Annotated in this window: 12 protein-coding genes; 1 reads left to right on the top strand and 11 read right to left on the bottom strand. The window is 47.3% G+C overall.

Features of this window, described 5'->3' with window-relative positions; all coding sequences use genetic code 11:
- Positions 1-53 precede the first annotated feature (53 nt).
- The 9 genes from ACWHYD_RS01925 to serC all read right to left on the bottom strand — a co-directional run bounded on the left by ACWHYD_RS01925 (position 54) and on the right by serC (position 12,976).
- A complete protein-coding gene (locus tag ACWHYD_RS01925; protein ID WP_447964260.1) occupies positions 54-881 on the bottom strand; it encodes a phosphorylase family protein in 828 nt (275 codons plus the stop codon).
- A 44-nt stretch (positions 882-925) separates the two neighbouring features.
- On the bottom strand, positions 926-3,094 hold the full coding sequence (gene shc / locus ACWHYD_RS01920) for a squalene--hopene cyclase (RefSeq protein ID WP_447964259.1): 2,169 nt from the start codon (positions 3,092-3,094) through the stop codon (positions 926-928).
- A gap of 180 nt (positions 3,095-3,274) precedes the next feature.
- On the bottom strand, positions 3,275-4,576 hold the full coding sequence (locus tag ACWHYD_RS01915) for a nucleotide sugar dehydrogenase (protein WP_447964258.1): 1,302 nt from the start codon (positions 4,574-4,576) through the stop codon (positions 3,275-3,277).
- 118 nt (positions 4,577-4,694) lie between these two features.
- On the bottom strand, positions 4,695-5,141 hold the full coding sequence (locus ACWHYD_RS01910) for a type IV pilin protein (RefSeq protein ID WP_447964257.1): 447 nt from the start codon (positions 5,139-5,141) through the stop codon (positions 4,695-4,697).
- A 398-nt stretch (positions 5,142-5,539) separates the two neighbouring features.
- The gene (locus ACWHYD_RS01905; protein ID WP_447964256.1) at positions 5,540-7,345 is read right to left on the bottom strand and encodes a tetratricopeptide repeat protein; all 1,806 of its coding nucleotides are present in this window, start codon (positions 7,343-7,345) and stop codon (positions 5,540-5,542) included.
- 21 nt (positions 7,346-7,366) lie between these two features.
- Entirely contained in the window at positions 7,367-8,722 is a 1,356-nt protein-coding gene (dnaB, locus tag ACWHYD_RS01900; RefSeq protein WP_447964255.1) for a replicative DNA helicase, read from the bottom strand.
- Positions 8,709-10,034: an ATP phosphoribosyltransferase regulatory subunit gene (hisZ, locus tag ACWHYD_RS01895; RefSeq protein WP_447964254.1), complete on the bottom strand. Its 1,326-nt coding sequence runs from the start codon at positions 10,032-10,034 to the stop codon at positions 8,709-8,711. Before hisZ ends, dnaB begins: the two co-directional genes overlap by 14 nt.
- A 71-nt stretch (positions 10,035-10,105) precedes the next feature.
- Positions 10,106-11,689 carry a phosphoglycerate dehydrogenase gene (gene serA / locus ACWHYD_RS01890; protein WP_447964253.1) on the bottom strand — a complete coding sequence of 528 codons (1,584 nt, stop codon included), beginning with the start codon at positions 11,687-11,689 and terminating at the stop codon, positions 10,106-10,108.
- Between the two features lie 204 nt (positions 11,690-11,893).
- Positions 11,894-12,976, bottom strand: a complete 1,083-nt coding sequence (serC, locus tag ACWHYD_RS01885) for a 3-phosphoserine/phosphohydroxythreonine transaminase (RefSeq protein ID WP_447964252.1) — start codon at positions 12,974-12,976, stop codon at positions 11,894-11,896.
- Between the two features lie 199 nt (positions 12,977-13,175).
- Between serC and ACWHYD_RS01880 the strand changes: the two genes are divergently transcribed.
- Entirely contained in the window at positions 13,176-13,454 is a 279-nt protein-coding gene (locus ACWHYD_RS01880) for a hypothetical protein (protein ID WP_447964251.1), read from the top strand.
- Positions 13,455-13,509: 55 nt separating this feature from the next.
- Here the strand turns inward: ACWHYD_RS01880 and ACWHYD_RS01875 are convergent, their stop codons facing one another.
- Positions 13,510-14,529 carry a tetratricopeptide repeat protein gene (locus ACWHYD_RS01875; protein WP_447964250.1) on the bottom strand — a complete coding sequence of 340 codons (1,020 nt, stop codon included), beginning with the start codon at positions 14,527-14,529 and terminating at the stop codon, positions 13,510-13,512.
- Positions 14,530-14,566: 37 nt separating this feature from the next.
- Positions 14,567-16,057: an FAD-dependent thymidylate synthase gene (locus tag ACWHYD_RS01870; RefSeq protein ID WP_447964249.1), complete on the bottom strand. Its 1,491-nt coding sequence runs from the start codon at positions 16,055-16,057 to the stop codon at positions 14,567-14,569.
- Positions 16,058-16,147 lie beyond the last annotated feature (90 nt).

Below are 16,147 nucleotides of genomic sequence, written 5' to 3'. Positions count from 1 at the left end.
ACCCATTTCCTCTATCAAGAAAAGAGTCCGTTTCCCAATGTGTTGCAACAATATCATGAAATTTCCGAGCGAGATTTATTGATGGCCATAGAGAACGTTGGCGTGAAAATAATGGCAAAAAATTTTTCAAAAAAACTAGAAAGCTGGATACCCGCCTGATTGGAATTCTTATACAAACGAAATAATCCCTTCCAACACCGAGGAGTGGATAGGACCAGTGCTACTCCTTTAACCCATCCAAATGGTTTGAGAAAGATATTGAAGTCTACCGGCAAATCCTCGTTAATACCATCAGAGATCGAACGAACAATCAGAAAAGGAAGACCATGATGCTTCGCCACTTGCCCAATCGCTCCACTCTCCATATCGACAGCCACGGCTCCAGACCGTTTCCCAAGAATACCTTTTTGTGAAGCCTGTGTAAGCACTTGATCCGTTGTCACAAAGCGGCCACTTTGAAGAGGATACCCATCCATCAATTGGATGCCTAAGGACGCATTGACCCAATCAGGATGGCACTTGATTGGTGGTAGAACAAAATCAGACATCAAATCTCCAGATTGTCCCAATAGAAGAACCTCCTGACCAATCACCAGCGATCCGATTGGTGAGGAATTAAGAGCCCCGGCAAAACCTGTAGAAATAACGACATCGCAGACTTCGCTCTCTAAAATTTTCTGGGCAATAGATCGGGCCTTGTCGGGACCCATTCCTGTCTGAATCACCAATACATGGGTCGACTCAGCCCGACTCTCTAATCCAGCATGGCCCACGCATTTAACAGAGCTCCCTTTGGGAAGAACTCGGCCAATTGCGTTAAACTCTACTCGGGTTGCTGTCAATATGACGATTCTGGTCAGAAAAGGCTCCTGCCATATCATTTTCCAAAGGGAGATATGCCAAAAACGAGCAGTCAGGACGGAAATTAGACAAGCTTGCTGATGTGTCTGGCCACTTGTGCGGCCTTTCGTAAATGGTCGGCCCTTGCCTCCCCGGTTACTTTTACATTCCGGTACATACTCAGGGCCCATATGGGGAAATACTTAAAATAACCATGATACCGTAAATAAAAAACTCTGGGGAACCCGGTACCTGTATGAAACGGTTCCTCCCAAACACCATTTTCACGTTGATGGCGAATGAGCCAATTAACTCCCCGGACAACACTAATGGAGTCCGATTCTCCGGCCTGAAGAAGTGCCATAAGAGCCCAGGCTGTTTGAGATGCCCCACTTTCCCCTCGACCCGCCTTCTGCGGGTCAGCATAGGAATCACAGGTTTCCCCCCAACCCCCGTCAGGGTTCTGAGCGGACTCCAGCCAAATCACGGCCTGCTGGATCCAGGGCACCGTCATATCGATGCCTATTGCACGAAGACCTGAAAGGACACACCAAGTCCCATAAATATAATTGACCCCCCATCGACCATACCAACTTCCGTTTGGCTCTTGTTCCTTGCGTAAGAACTCAATTGCAGGGTTCACAGCCGGGTGAGACTGGTCATAACCCAACGTTCCCAACATTTCCAAACATCGACCGGTTAAATCGGCTGTACTAGGATCCAAGAGGGCCTGATGATCCGCAAAAGGAATCTTATTGAAAATTAATTTATTGTTATCCTTATCATATGCCCCCCATCCACCATCAGAACTCTGTAACGCCAAAGCCCAACGAAATCCTCGTTGAATGGCCTCATCAGAACCGGACAACTCGACAGGGTGGATCTTGGCCAGCCCCGTTATCACAGCTGCGGTATCATCAACATCGGGATACCATTCGTTTTCAAATTGGAACGCCCATCCACCAGATCGAGCTTCCGGTGCTGACACAGCCCAATCTCCCACTTTTTGACATTGACGGGATCGCAACCAGGCATCTGCCCGTCGCAATGACGAATGGTCCAGCGCAAGGCCCCGTTCGATCAGGGTATTAATAATTAACGCAGTATCCCACACTGGAGAATGACAAGGCTGTAAATGCAACATAGTAGGGGTTGGGGTATTACCCCAGTTCGAGTAGACTTCAAGGTCTTCAATTTCCCTCAATGCCTTCTGAACTAACGGATGATCCGTAGAATATCCCAAAGCTCGAAGTGCATAAATTGAATAGGCCATAGCGGGATAAATGGCCCCTAACCCACCTTCTCCGTCCATATGTTCAATTACCCACGCCTGTGCGCTTTTCAACGCCTTTTTCCTAAGGGCCTTTATCGGGTAGGCCTCATATAAACGAAGCAGCCCATCGACCCAAACAAAGAAATTCCGCCAACTTAGGATGGTGGAATCTCGATGCAGCGGTGGCACATTAGCATAATCCACCTCCTGACGAGGCTGAAGAAAAAGTTCATCAATTCCTTGTTCCTTGGAGATTGCGCAAACGGGCCGATGGGCAAAAACAATTAAAAGTGGGATAATGACTACACGAGACCAATACGAAACCGCATATAAATTAAAATAAAACCATCTCGGGGCTAAGAATATTTCAGGAGGCATACACGGTATCCCCCGCCAATCATATTGTTCGAATAATGCTAAGGTAATTTTGGTGAAGACATTGGCCTGAACAACACCACCTTTTCCAAGGATTAAATCCCTCGCACGTTGCATCACAGGCTCATCAGAAGAAACCCCAGCCAGTTTGAGCGCAAAATACGCTTTTACCGATGCACTGATTTCTGAAGGCCCTCCGGAAAAAATCGGCCACCCGCCATCCTCAAGCTGGGTATGAAGTAAATACCGAGTAGCTTTCCGCTCTCTTTCAGGATCCACCATATCCAAAAACCGTCGAAGCATTACATATTCAGATGTCAGGGTCGTATCCGCCTCCAATTCCTGAACCCAAAATCCTCGTTCAGGATCTTGCATGCCCAATAACCAGTCCTCCCCTTTTTGAAGAGCTGACTCCAGAGCACTCATATGCCCAAGATTGGCCGTACGTTGGAGAGTAGGGTCGTGAGAAACGTCAGGATGCAGGTTATGAGAAACCAGCTTAAGGGGCGGTGGTTTCTGCTTTCCCCGATAGGGTATTAACTTTGGGGTCAGGGTTTCAAAAATATTACCCGATAACCGTACCAAGAATTGCTTGAGCAACTTCATTCAGACGTTCTTTCAGAGATGCAATATTCTATAATGCGATTTTGGGGGAATGTTAACAACCAATGTGATTTTCACAGGACGCAAAAAGCCCTGCTTAAACAGGGCTTTATAACGAAACGAGACTAGACTGTCAACCCGATGGCTATTCACCCGTCAATAGGCTCTGATTTAAGACCCTCCCTAGGTTGAAAGCAGAACAATACGATCACGGTGATGCTTCACCTGACGAGTTCCATTCCGCGTGTCAAATACCACCGGAGCGTGATCAACAATTAACTGGTAATCAAAGGCAGAATGCGCGGTCAAAACCAGCGCACAGGAACTGCCCTTCAACAATTCAGCATTTATCTGTTGAGATTTATATTCGTGTCCTTGAATAATGAGGGAAGGGGTATATGGGTCAGAATATTGCAAATCCGCACCTTGCTGTTGCAGCAACTCCATGACTTTTGTGGCAGGCGATTCACGTGGGTCTTCAATGTCGGCTTTATAGGTTACTCCCAAAATTAGGATGGTTGAACCTTTTAGGCATTTCCCTCGTTGATTTAAAACCCGCTGCAGTTTATTCATAACAAAATACGGCATATTTTCGTTGATTTCCCCAGCCAGTTCAATGAACCTGGTATGGACATCATACTCTTTTGACTTCCACGCTAAATAATATGGATCAAGCGGAATGCAATGTCCTCCCACTCCAGGGCCAGGATAAAAAGGCATGAAACCGAAGTTCTTCGTGGCCGCAGCATCAATCACTTCATATACATTAATGTTCATTCGGTCACACAGCAGAGTGAGCTCATTCACTAAAGCAATATTCACTGAGCGAAAAACATTTTCAAATACCTTAGACATTTCCGCTACCCGTGGGGAGCTGAGAAGAAAGATTTTCACGATGGATTGCTCATAAAAGGTTTTGGCAACTTCCCCGCATGCCTCTGTAACACCACCCACCAATTTAAATGTGTTATGAGTTTTAAACTCAGGATTCCCAGGGTCAACTCTTTCTGGAGAAAATGCGACAAACAGATCCTTTCCAACCGTTAAGCCCGTTGCGGTTAAGGCGGGCAAAATAACCTCCTCGGTTGTCCCTGGATATGTTGTACTTTCTAAGACAACGAGCATATTTGGATGTGAATTATCGGCAAGATGCCCAAGAACTTTCACAATGGCGGAAATATCCGGTTCTTTATTTTTGGTCAGAGGAGTCGGCACACAAATAAGGATTACATCACACTGCCGTAACACAGAGAAATCGGTTGTCGCCGCTAATTTTTTTTGCTCAACGACTTCTCGCAAATCAGAGTCCACCACATCCAATATATAATTCCGCCCCTGGTTCACCATTTCTACCTTGGCTGCTACTTCATCCACCCCAAACACCTGGTACCCGGCCTTGGCCTGAAGTACGGCTAAGGGAAGCCCTACATATCCTAGTCCAATCACTCCAACCTTGGCTGACCGATTTTTAATTTTATCGAGCATATCCACTTTTGCCCTCCTCTTGAGGCATGTTTCTTAAAACGATTCAGTTAAAGTTTTAGGAAATCAACTTTCCTTGTATTGGTTACTGTTAAATGCATCGCGCCATGACACAAAAAAACTAGGAAGACACATCATTTGTCACATTCGTGATGACCTTTCCCTCATTAATGGTCCACACGTCGCAGGTTGCATCCCCATCAATATTTCCAATTGCAACCGCAGTAAATCCCAATGCACTTACAGAATCTAAATTCGGGTCGGTACAACCAGGAGGTAATGTCCCAAGATTGGCATTGCCAATTTTATAAAAATATCGTTGCGAAGACCCACTCATGGCAAATCCAATCGCATTAAAATCATCTATATACCCATTATTCTCAGCGAAATATGCAATTTCGGCGGTATGGATTGCCACCAAATTGCTTTTTGCCTCTGTTTGCTTGGCCTTGGCTTGGTAACGCAAAAAATTTGGGATGGCTATGGTCGCCAAAATCCCAATAATTGCCACCACAATCATCAGCTCAGTCAAACTGAATCCTCTTTGGTCATTGAGTTGAGTTAGCATCCTGGAAACCTCCATGGAGGACTATTCTCCAATAGATTGTTATTTATCTTACCCTCGGATGATGGTACACCTGGATTTTCCAAGTAGCCAGGGCTTTGATGATTATCAACACGACCTTAAAGACGGCAAAGAATATACGCCAAACACTACTAATTTCATAAAAATGGCTATATCAGCGACACAAAGGCTGGAAGTATCAATCGTCACGCAAGGCCAATAAAGAAAAGGCGTGACTATTTATTCGCCAGAAAGAACCAAAACTTTAAGAATCAGACCATGACGCGAATAATGACTTAAAACAAAATTCATCAAAACCGCCACGTAGCGACCTTTAAAATAACCTGAAGCCCCCTCTTAATTATTGATTGACCCACGTCAAATTTTAGGATGGTGAGAAGTTAGGGGGTCAAGGTAGACTTGTGGGAAAGGGTAGGAATCGGTTCCCCAAAACCGGCGTCACGAAACCGCTTCCCCAGCGGTTTATTGGTTGAATCGAGTTGCAGTGAATGAAGCCATGCCTCTCGTGCCTTATCTCGTTCATCTTGTCTTAGGAAAATATCCCCCATATGTTCATAAATCACTGGATCATCGGACACTAAAGAGACCGCACGCTGAATCGTTTCCAGCGCTTCTTCAATGCGTCCAAGTTTGTAAAGCGCCCAAGCTAGACTATCCACGTAATACCCGTTATGGGGTTTTAACGCGACAGCACGTTGCGTAAGAGCCAAAGCCTGCTCCCCATTGATGCCACGATCGGCATAGCTATAACCCAAATAATTCAAGGCATCCGCATGTTCCGGATCCAACTCAAGAGTCTGCTCCATTTCACGAACCACTTTATCGAAAAGGTCTAATTTGTCATAGGCTGTGCCTAAATTAAAATGGAGCTCGGCATTTGAGGGGTCCTGGTGAATGCCCTCCTCCAATCTGGCCCTGGCCTTGTGATAATCTTCCATCTGAAAATGGGTCAACCCCAATAATAAATACGGTTCTGGCCTTTTAGGATTGAGATTAACGGCCTGATCCAAATATGAAAGCGCCTCTTGGTTGCGTTTTAACCGATAGGACACAAAGCCTAAATGCAGAATACTATCGAAAAATGTGGAATCCATTTGAACATTAGTTCGATACGCTTGAATCGCGCGGTCATAGTCCTTCATTTCCTCATATAACAATCCCAGGAAATCACGAACTCGCAATTCGTTTGGTCTCACCCGCAAGATGGCATTTAACTCCTCGATTGCAGCAGGAAAATTGCCTAATTCACCATAGATTTGAGCCTTAAGAATTTGCGCATGCAAATCATCTGGATTTTCTTGGAGAAAATAGTCCAAATGGTTCAATGCTTTGTCCGTTTTTTGCTGGCCAATATATAAACGGATTACCCGCAACCGGAATTCCCGATGATGCGGATTCACTTCAATCAAATAGCGCTCTAAAAGTGCAATACCCTCCTGAGGGTCCTTTTCTTCTTCAGAAATTGCCACTAACTTCAGATACGCCCGTTCAAAGGTGGCATGAAGAGCAATGGCTTCCTGAAAATGGGCCTTGGCTTCCTGCTTCGTTTTAGCCTCGAGAGCAATCACGCCCAAAAAATAATGCGCTTCCGCTGAGCCAGGCACATGAACTAATAATTCATGGAAAACCTCTTCAGCCTTTTGAAGCTCTTTCATATTTAACAGAAGGGTGCCATGAGAAATATATATCCGTTCATCCTGTGGAAAGTGTCGTTCCCCTTCAGTGAGAACCTCCAAGGCCCGTTCAGTATCCCCTCCACCAGCAAAGATTTTTGCCAAATCGAAAAACATCGCCGCCTGAGAAACCTCCGACACAGGAATTTGTCTCGCTAAACCCAAGGCTTCCGTCAGATGCGACATGGAGAAATGCAGTTTGGCAAGACGAAATTTCAAGAAGTTCGAATCTGTGTCAAAAGCCAAACCGGCCTGATATTCCTCTACTGCCGTAGTGGCATCATTATTCAACTCGGCAAGGGAACCACGAAGGAAGTGATAGTAGGCCTGGGGGTGAGAAGTTTCTCGACTTACCATGGACACTTCTTGTCCATTCAGCGTGGGAGAGGGAGCTGTCCCGCAAGATACCACCAACAGCGGAATTCCCCACAAGAGAGACCTCAGACGACCCAACCACATTGGAAATGTCTGCCCAGCACGAACCTTCATAGCTAGCACTCTTGTAGATTTCATAAACCCTACCTCAACAACTCGTTATACTATACCAGCCTCACGCACTCTCGTTAAGTCATTAAATTTGGCATACCGGTCATGAAATTGCAGATCCACTTCTCCAATGGGCCCATTCCGATGTTTTCTCACCAGGATTTCCGCAATGCCCTTATCGTCGGAATCAGGATTGTAAACTTCATCTCGATAAATAAACATCACCACATCCGCATCTTGTTCAATTGCTCCCGATTCACGTAGGTCGGCAAGCATGGGCCTTTTGTCCGTCCGGTTTTCTACTGCCCGACTCAACTGGGATAGGGCAATAACCGGAATATTTAATTCTTTCGCCAGTCCTTTTAAGGCCCGGGAGATATCCGAAATTTCCTGCTGTCGGGATTCGGCATTTCCTCTCCCTTCCATCAGTTGCAAATAATCAACGATCAACAGGCTCAATCCATGTTCAGCCTTAAGCCGCCGCGCTTTTCCACGCATTTGCTGAACGGTCAAATTTCCAGAATCATCAATAAAGACTTTAGCCTGCTCAAGTCGTCCGGCCGCCTCAGTCAAGGCCACCCAATCATGTTTGGTCAACTGTCCGGTACGAAGAGCATGAGAATCGAGACGAGCCTGAGAACTCAGCATGCGCAAAACCAGTTGTGCTCGAGACATTTCCAAACTAAAAATGCCGACCACAGCATTGGAGTGAAGTGAGGCATGTTCGACCATCCCTAAGGCTAAACTGGTCTTCCCCATACTCGGCCTACCCGCCACAATAATTAAATCGGATGGTTGAAGCCCGGCCAGCAAATTATCCAGGTCTGTAAACCCAGTCGGCACACCGGTGATCCGCTCTTTTCGGCTATACAACCGATCCACAATCTCAACACTGTCTTTAATGATACTACTAACGGGCGCAAACGTGCCTCCTAAATGTCCCTGAGCCAACCGGAAAATTTCCCGTTCAGCAAACTCCAGAAGTTCATTCGTCTCCGTCGTCCCTTCATAGCCCCGCATGACCACGTCGGTGGCGGTTCGTACGAGGCCACGAAGCAAGGATTTATCGCGAACAATATTACTGTGATACCGAATATTGGCGGCACTGGGAACCACTTGCACAATTTCGGCAATATACGAAGCACCCCCTATCTGGTCGAGTTCGCCGGTTCCTCGTAAATAGTCTGTCAGGGTGATTTGATCAACAGGTTGATTTCGTTCGGACAATGCCACCATGCCGCGATACACCACACGGTTCCCCGTTCGATAAAAATCCTCCTCCGACAAGATTTCCATCGCTCGATTGAGCGCAGCATTATCAAGAAGTATCGCTCCAAGAACGGATTGTTCCGCTTCTAGATTTTGAGGAGGAACCCGAACCTCTGGTGCTTCAGATATTGTCATGGCTGAATGTTTGTAACCGTTGAGGAAGTTCTTGAACTGGCATCCGGGTTTGCCGGGGTTTTTGAGAAAAGGAGGCGAATTCTAATAAAAGCACCGATTGCGGGGTGGAGGTCCTTTCTTCAAAAATCAATGCACACGGCAACCCTCGACGCCGAGCCACCGTGATGACCCACCTCAAAGCAGACTTTGGAGAACCCTCTATCATTTCTTCAATCACACAAATCCCAGCCCCCCGTAATCGTTGGGCAAGAGCATAAGATGCCTCAGCTTGATGAGGAGAAGTAAAAATTCTCACAGGCTGCAACCCGTTGCCGCCCACTTTTCCTCCGCGCTCCAAGGCGGAAAACACGCGGTCCAAATCCAACCCCAATCCAATAGCGGAAAGGTCTCGGCCAAACCGCCCAACCAAATGATTGTATCGCCCTCCTCCACCGATTTCACTGCCGAACGTGGAGGTGAAAACATCAAAGACCACACCATCGTAATAGTCAAAACCACGAAACTCACCAAGATCCAAAAGAATGTGATCTTGCACTCCATTCGCTATCAATTGCCGATAGACCTGCGTCAGACGTTGTAGGGGTTTAAGCAATTGCGAATCCTTCCCCGCAATTCGCATTCCCCATTCCAACACTTCATCACGGCCGTACCGTTCCGGCACCTGCAAGATGTCCTTTACCTTAGAACGGGATAACCGTTCAGTCTCTAATATCTTTTCCAACTGAGGGAGGTCTTTATGGGCTGCCGCGATTTCTGCCTGCTTTCGCCCATTCTGAGACAGACCTGATTGGGCCAATAGGGCTTTAAAAAACCCGACATGACCAAGAGAAATCTTCCATTCTGGCAATCCAATCCCTTCCAGAAGCCCAGCCAGTAATGTCACAACCTCGGCATCACTTTGAGAAGTATCATTGCCAAGCATTTCAAATCCGACCTGAAATACTTCGCGGTCTCGCCCCCGATGTTCGGGTTCATACCGAAAAACTGTGGTCCGATAGGAAAACCGTAAGGGAAGAGTTTCTCCTCCAAGGCCCATGGCCACCATCCTGGCAATCTGAGCCGTGGCATCAGGTCGCAAGACCAGAATTCTTCCTGATGCCCAATCAGCAAATTTATAGCATTTCTCTAAGATTTCAGGAGCCAAGCCCACGGCTAGGACATCAAGATACTCAAAGGTAGGAAGAATGATTTCCTGATAGCCCCAGGTCGAACATTGGGCTAATAATTGATCCTCCAACCTCCGAATGCTTTGCGCTGTATGAGGAAGTAAGGTGGCTGTGCCAATGGGGATAAGCGAACGGAGTGGTTTCATGAGGCGTATGGAAGAGAACCCGCCAACTCGAAATGTTTGGCCAAGATAGTCTGCAGAAAGAAACCGTCTAGCTAGCTGAGATCAACCATGCGAACGGACAGAATATCTTTCTCTTTCTTGAGAAGATCCAACACGGCGGAAGCGAGTGGGGCATCCAGACCAATAATTAGCAATGCCGATGCACCACGCTCGACCCTCGCGCATTGCATCCTGGCAATATTGACATCATGCTGCCCTAAAATCTGACCAACCATGCCAATCACCCCAGGGCGATCCACGTTATCGATCAAAATCATTTGGCCTTCCGAGACTACTTCCACCTGAAATTGGTTTATTTCGACAAAACGTGGCTCTTGACGATGAAAGAGCGTTCCACCAAGGGAATACGTACGAGGACCAGCTTCGACCTTGATCCGAATTAGACTGGAAAAGTCTCCGGCATCACTACTCTTCACTTCCTTAACTTCAATACCACGTTCTTTTGCCACGATAGGAGCATTCACGTAATTGATGACATCTTCCAAAATAGGAGAGAGCAGACCCTTTAACACCGCGACGGTCACGGGTGCCACGGTAAGTTGAGCCACTTCACCAAAATACTCAATGGTGACGGATTTAATCCCTCCATCTAATAATTGGGCCTGAAATCGCCCCATACGCTCGGCCAAAACCAAATAAGGTTGCAGTTGGGGAAGTACTTCTGGTGCCACAGAAGGAACATTCACAGCCCCTCTGGCAATGCCTCGCTTGAAATAATCAACGAATTGTTCAGCAATACCAATCGCCACATTCTCTTGAGCTTCTTCAGTAGAAGCGCCGATATGAGGGGTGCAGGTAAAGTTATCAAGAGACATAAGGGGATGCTTGGGATCCACTGGCTCAGTTTCAAACACATCAAAAGCCGCCGCTGCAACTTTTTGAGATTTCAGCGCATCACATAAATCCTGTTCATTAATGATTCCGCCTCTGGCACAATTCACGATCATGACGCCATCTTTCATCTTCCCTATTGTCTCGGTGTTGATGAGCCCTCTCGTTTCATTGGTCAAAGGCGTATGAACCGATATCACATCAGAACGATGAAACAATTCATTTAATTCCACCACTTCAATTCCCATCTGCTTTGCTCGATCAACGGCCAAGTAAGGATCATAGCCAATCACATTCATGGACCATCCCTGAGCCAATTTTGCAACGTACGACCCAATCTGGCCTAATCCTACCAATCCCAAGGTCTTATTATAGAGTTCCGCTCCCATAAACCGTGCTTTTTCCCATTTACCTGCCTTCATGGACATGGTCGCCTGCGGAATTTTTCGACTCATCGAAGCAATCATCGACATCGTGTGTTCCGCAGTGGTAATTGTATTGCCGCCCGGGGTATTCATGACCACAATGCCACGCCGGGTTGCCGCTTCACTGTCGACATTATCCAAACCGGTTCCAGCACGTCCCACAATACGAAGACGAGTTCCTGCTTCGATCACGTCTTTAGTGACTTTGGTTGCAGACCGAACAACTAAACCTTCATATTTTGGTATTTCTTGAAGTAATTCCTCTTTCGTGAGCTTGGTTTTCACATCCACAGAAAATCCGGCCCGCTCTAAGACTTCAACTCCTTTAGGGGAAAGGCTGTCACTCACTAAAATATTCATAGTATCTCCAAATAGGGGAGGCCCCACTTAAATTCGCACAAAGCAACATCAAGGAGTCTTGCCCGTTAATGGGGCATCTCATTCACATACACCCAGAGAGACTCACCTACTTTTCATTCAACCCCACGAACACTGATAGTGTATTCACAATACATATCGGCATCATACTGGGAAGTCATTCGTAACCGGGATTCCGGAGAGACGTTAGGCTTTGCGTTTCTCAAAATCGGCCATAAAATCAATTAACGCATCAACTCCGGCTTCAGGCATCGCGTTATAAATACTGGCGCGCATTCCACCAACCGAGCGATGACCTTCGAGTGTGGTTAATCCTGCCTCTTTCGCCTCTGTAATAAACGCTTTATCTAAATCAGGATTGGCCAAAATGAATGGGACGTTCATCCAGGAACGAGAAGATTTTTCTACCGGATTGCGGTAAAATTTTGACCCATCAATTGCCGCATAAAGTTTACCGGCCTTCCGCTGATTGATGGCACCCATCGCCGAGAGGCCACCTTGCTTTTTTAACCACTTAAATACCAAACCGGCAATATACACCGCATAGGTTGGAGGTGTATTCAACATAGAATCCGCTTCGGCTTGCTTGGCATAATCGTACACGCTTGGAGTAATCGGCAACACATCTCCGATGAGATCGTCCCGCACAATCACTAAGGTTAAACCAGCGGGGCCGATATTTTTTTGTGCGCCAGCATAGATGATTCCAAACCGACTGACATCAATGGCACGCGATAAAATAGTTGATGAAAAATCGGCAACTAACGGTACCGCGCCGGTATCTGGCACCCAGTGGAATTCCACCCCACCGATCGTTTCATTTGGCGTGTAATGCACATAGGCAGCATCCTGACTTAATGCCCAACGTTCAAACGGCGGAATACTGGTAAAATTATCGCCTTCGGAAGATGCCGCAACATTTACTGCACAATATTTTTTAGCATCACTTACGGCTTTTTTGCCCCACGCACCAGTCAGAATGTAATCAGCCTTACTTTTCCCACGTAAGATATTCATGGGAATAGTTGCAAATTGAGTTGATGCCCCGCCTTGCAAAAAGAGCACTTTGTAATTAGCGGGTACTCCTAATAAATCACGGACATCTTGCTCGGCTTCTGCGGCCACCGAGACAAACTCTTTCCCACGGTGGCTCATTTCCATGATTGATGCACCGGAACCGTGCCAATCCGGCAATTCCGCCTGAGCCTGTTTCAGCACCTCTTCCGGCAGGATCGCCGGCCCCGCACTAAAATTATATAACCGCGACATTATCGGACTCATCCTCCATACTTAAACTGGCCCCAGGAAAAACCACTGGCCTCACCAGCGTGAAAAAGGGGGTACGCTAGCACAGGGTCCCAGACCAGTCAAGAAGAGTACGGAACCTTGTTATTCCAATTTTGGATACCCTACAATGACCCGCGAATAGAGAGCGCTTTCATAGAGATGAAGAAGGTGGGAGAATAACTTGGGGACACAAACAGGGTTGAGATTGGAACAACGTGGGGATGGGAATTACTATAGAGTTATTCTCCATATTGGCAGTACTTTGATCCCCATCAGTGATGACATTGTTGAGGAATTACGAACGCATATCGCGCTCACGCCTGACCAATTTTTTCCAATTTTCGTCAACAAGGTGGGGTACTCTTCCTACTTACAAGAACAGATACGAAAGGAAGTACAGAGCACAGGAGATCTCATCCCTCAAATGTCGGCCATTCAACAGTTCTTTAGGCAAGAGTAAACTCTCCCTACCAACCAGAATGTCCTCTACCGATTAGCTATTGCGGTAATCTGCCCTATCCAAGCAGTTTATCCATAAAATTGAGAATGCGCATTTTCCGGTCTGGATCCTTCTCTAAAGAGAGTGCCCGTTGATAATGCTGCACCGCCAGTTCCGGCTTGTTTTTTTCATCATAGATCCGGCCAACGCCAAAAGTGGCTTGCGCATCATTAGGATTCGCTTTGAGCGCGCGGCTGAAATAATCCATCGCAAAATTGTCTTGCCCCTTATCATATAAAAACCAGCCGATCGCCGTCGCAGCTGGAGCAAAATTCGGTTCCAGCCGAAGAGCTTCTTCATACTGTCGTTTGGCTAAATCCAATCGTCCCCTGTTTTCATACAAACCTCCCAAGGCGAAATGAACCTCAGCATCATTGGGAATAATCTTCAATGCTTTTTTATATTCTTCAATTGCCAACTCCAACTTTCCTTGTTCGGCTAGAGCACATGCAAGATTGGTATGCCCAAATGGTTCATCAGGACGGAGTTTCAAAACTTCCCGGTATTGGGGAATAGCCATTTCCAACTGCCCCTGGTCCTGATAGGCCACTCCAAGCTTTAGGCGAGCTGCCACATAGGAAGGGTCTCGCTTTATCGCTTCGCGATAAGCTTTGACAGCTTGGTCGATGCGGTCTTTGACCTGATAAATCTGCGCCAGGAAAAAGTATGGATAAGGAGAATGTGGAGCCAAAGCTCCGACTTGTTCATACCTGACCACCGCGTCTTCCAGTCGGCCGCACTGGGTATGAAACACGCCTTCAAATAACAAGAAATTTGGATTATCGGATCGATCCCTCAGTAAGCGCGCAATCCACTCTTTAAGTATTTGCACATCGGTCTCTTCTCCAAAAGCCCGAGGATAGACCTGCCACGCTTCGGCAAAATCCCCTCGCAACATGCAGACGACATTCAACGCAAAAAACGGCAAGGGCCCGCACTCAGCTTGCTCCGACCACCGTCGTGCCTCTTCATAGACGACATCCCATTCACCTTGGCAAATGGAGTCATTGATCACACGCTCATAATCCACACTCATGCCCACATCCTTTGTCGAGTTCAATACTGCCGAGACACTATCGCGTCAGCGAATCTTCAATATCAGGGGAAGTAGCCTCAATGAGAGTCCCCAAATACGGATGTCGCTCAAGCATCTTTTGCTTCATGAGCCAAGCCACGGTTCGATACGACCAATGGCCCTTTACCCCGGACCGTAATTTGGCAATATATTCAACTTCCGCAAAATCCATCTTAAACAAACACCGAACACGAAACCCAAATGGAATGGCATAGAGTGCCGCTTCCTGATTGCTGACGCGCAATTGCTCAATATCCGATTGCACGGCATCCATAGCCTGCCGATACTCTCTCTCCACTCCAGCCTCCGCCAAAACCGACGGCACCTCATACCCATGAATCGTCGTAAAATTCTGCTGAATCTGCTGACAACGTCGGTGCCGGTGCATATCCCGCCACCCCCCAATATCCATCAGAACATCAAAGACAAATGCATACCCGGATCGAAATTCCTTAATTAAGTCGTCATGAGGACCACGACCACGAAGCGCCGCATCGACCACTTCCTGCTTCTCTTTCTCTGACCACTGCTGTACCCATTCAAGGAGTACCCGATAAGGGGCATGACTCACTCGGTACACCAGCGTCGTCACTAATTCATCCAACGGGGCATGCGGCTCCAGCAAATCAACCGGCTGATCCTTGCCTTTCCAGGATTTCGGATCATCATAGCCTGCTGCTTTAAGCCGCCCTTTCACCTGGCGAAACACGTCCCTGTAAACCGACCCCTGATACTCGTTGGCCTCCGCATACCGGGCTAATGTCGGCGCCAAGGGCTCTAGCCCTTTGGTCTCTTCCTGATGCAACTCGGCCCACACCGTTGAGGGTGATTTGGCGCACGCCTCCTTCAGATCTTCACCAATTCCCTTCAACTCCGGCAATTGAGCAGATAGCAAACGCGTGATTTGCTTTTCCAGCGTACGAATACTTACCACCTGCCCCACATTCGTCATGGCCGCCAGTGGAAGCAGATAGCGAATGACATCATAAGTCCTGGCACCGATGGTCCGGGCATAGTCTGCCGGCTTCATCGTCTCCGGCCTGGGATACCGCTTACCCAGATGAGTTTGGATCGGATCTTTCAACAAACGATAAATGTTATAGAGACTCCCAAGGATGCCGCGATATTCGCCCTCAATTTCGCTATTGGCAATCTCGTTGGGCACGTAACACCCGGCTGCGGCAAAGTTTTGATAGCGGCTGGACTTGGCCTGTCCATCCCACAGCGGTTCATCCTCAAGACGAATCGCCGCCAGCTCGGAAATCTGCTCGAAACACACCGTCGCGTGACCCAAATCGGCAATCGAGCCATGCCCATACGCAAAATAAAACTGCTCCCAAAACTTTTCGGAAGAATGAGAATGGACCCATCGCAGACTCTCCTCAATAGAATCGGGCGAACGGCTATATCGAGCCAAAGCATAAGCAGATTTTTCCGGTGGCATCGGCGCCAAAGCAATCACTTTTCGATTTCGTTGTTCGTCACTCATCAACTCAACCCTTCCAACTCCTCACGAAAGACACACTCGAAACAGAAGAAGGGGACACTATAGTCAGACAGGAGCGACATCTCAAGTCAG

The organism is Nitrospira sp. Ecomares 2.1 (assembly GCF_965152585.1).
This window is presented reverse-complemented; position numbering and strand designations above follow the sequence as displayed.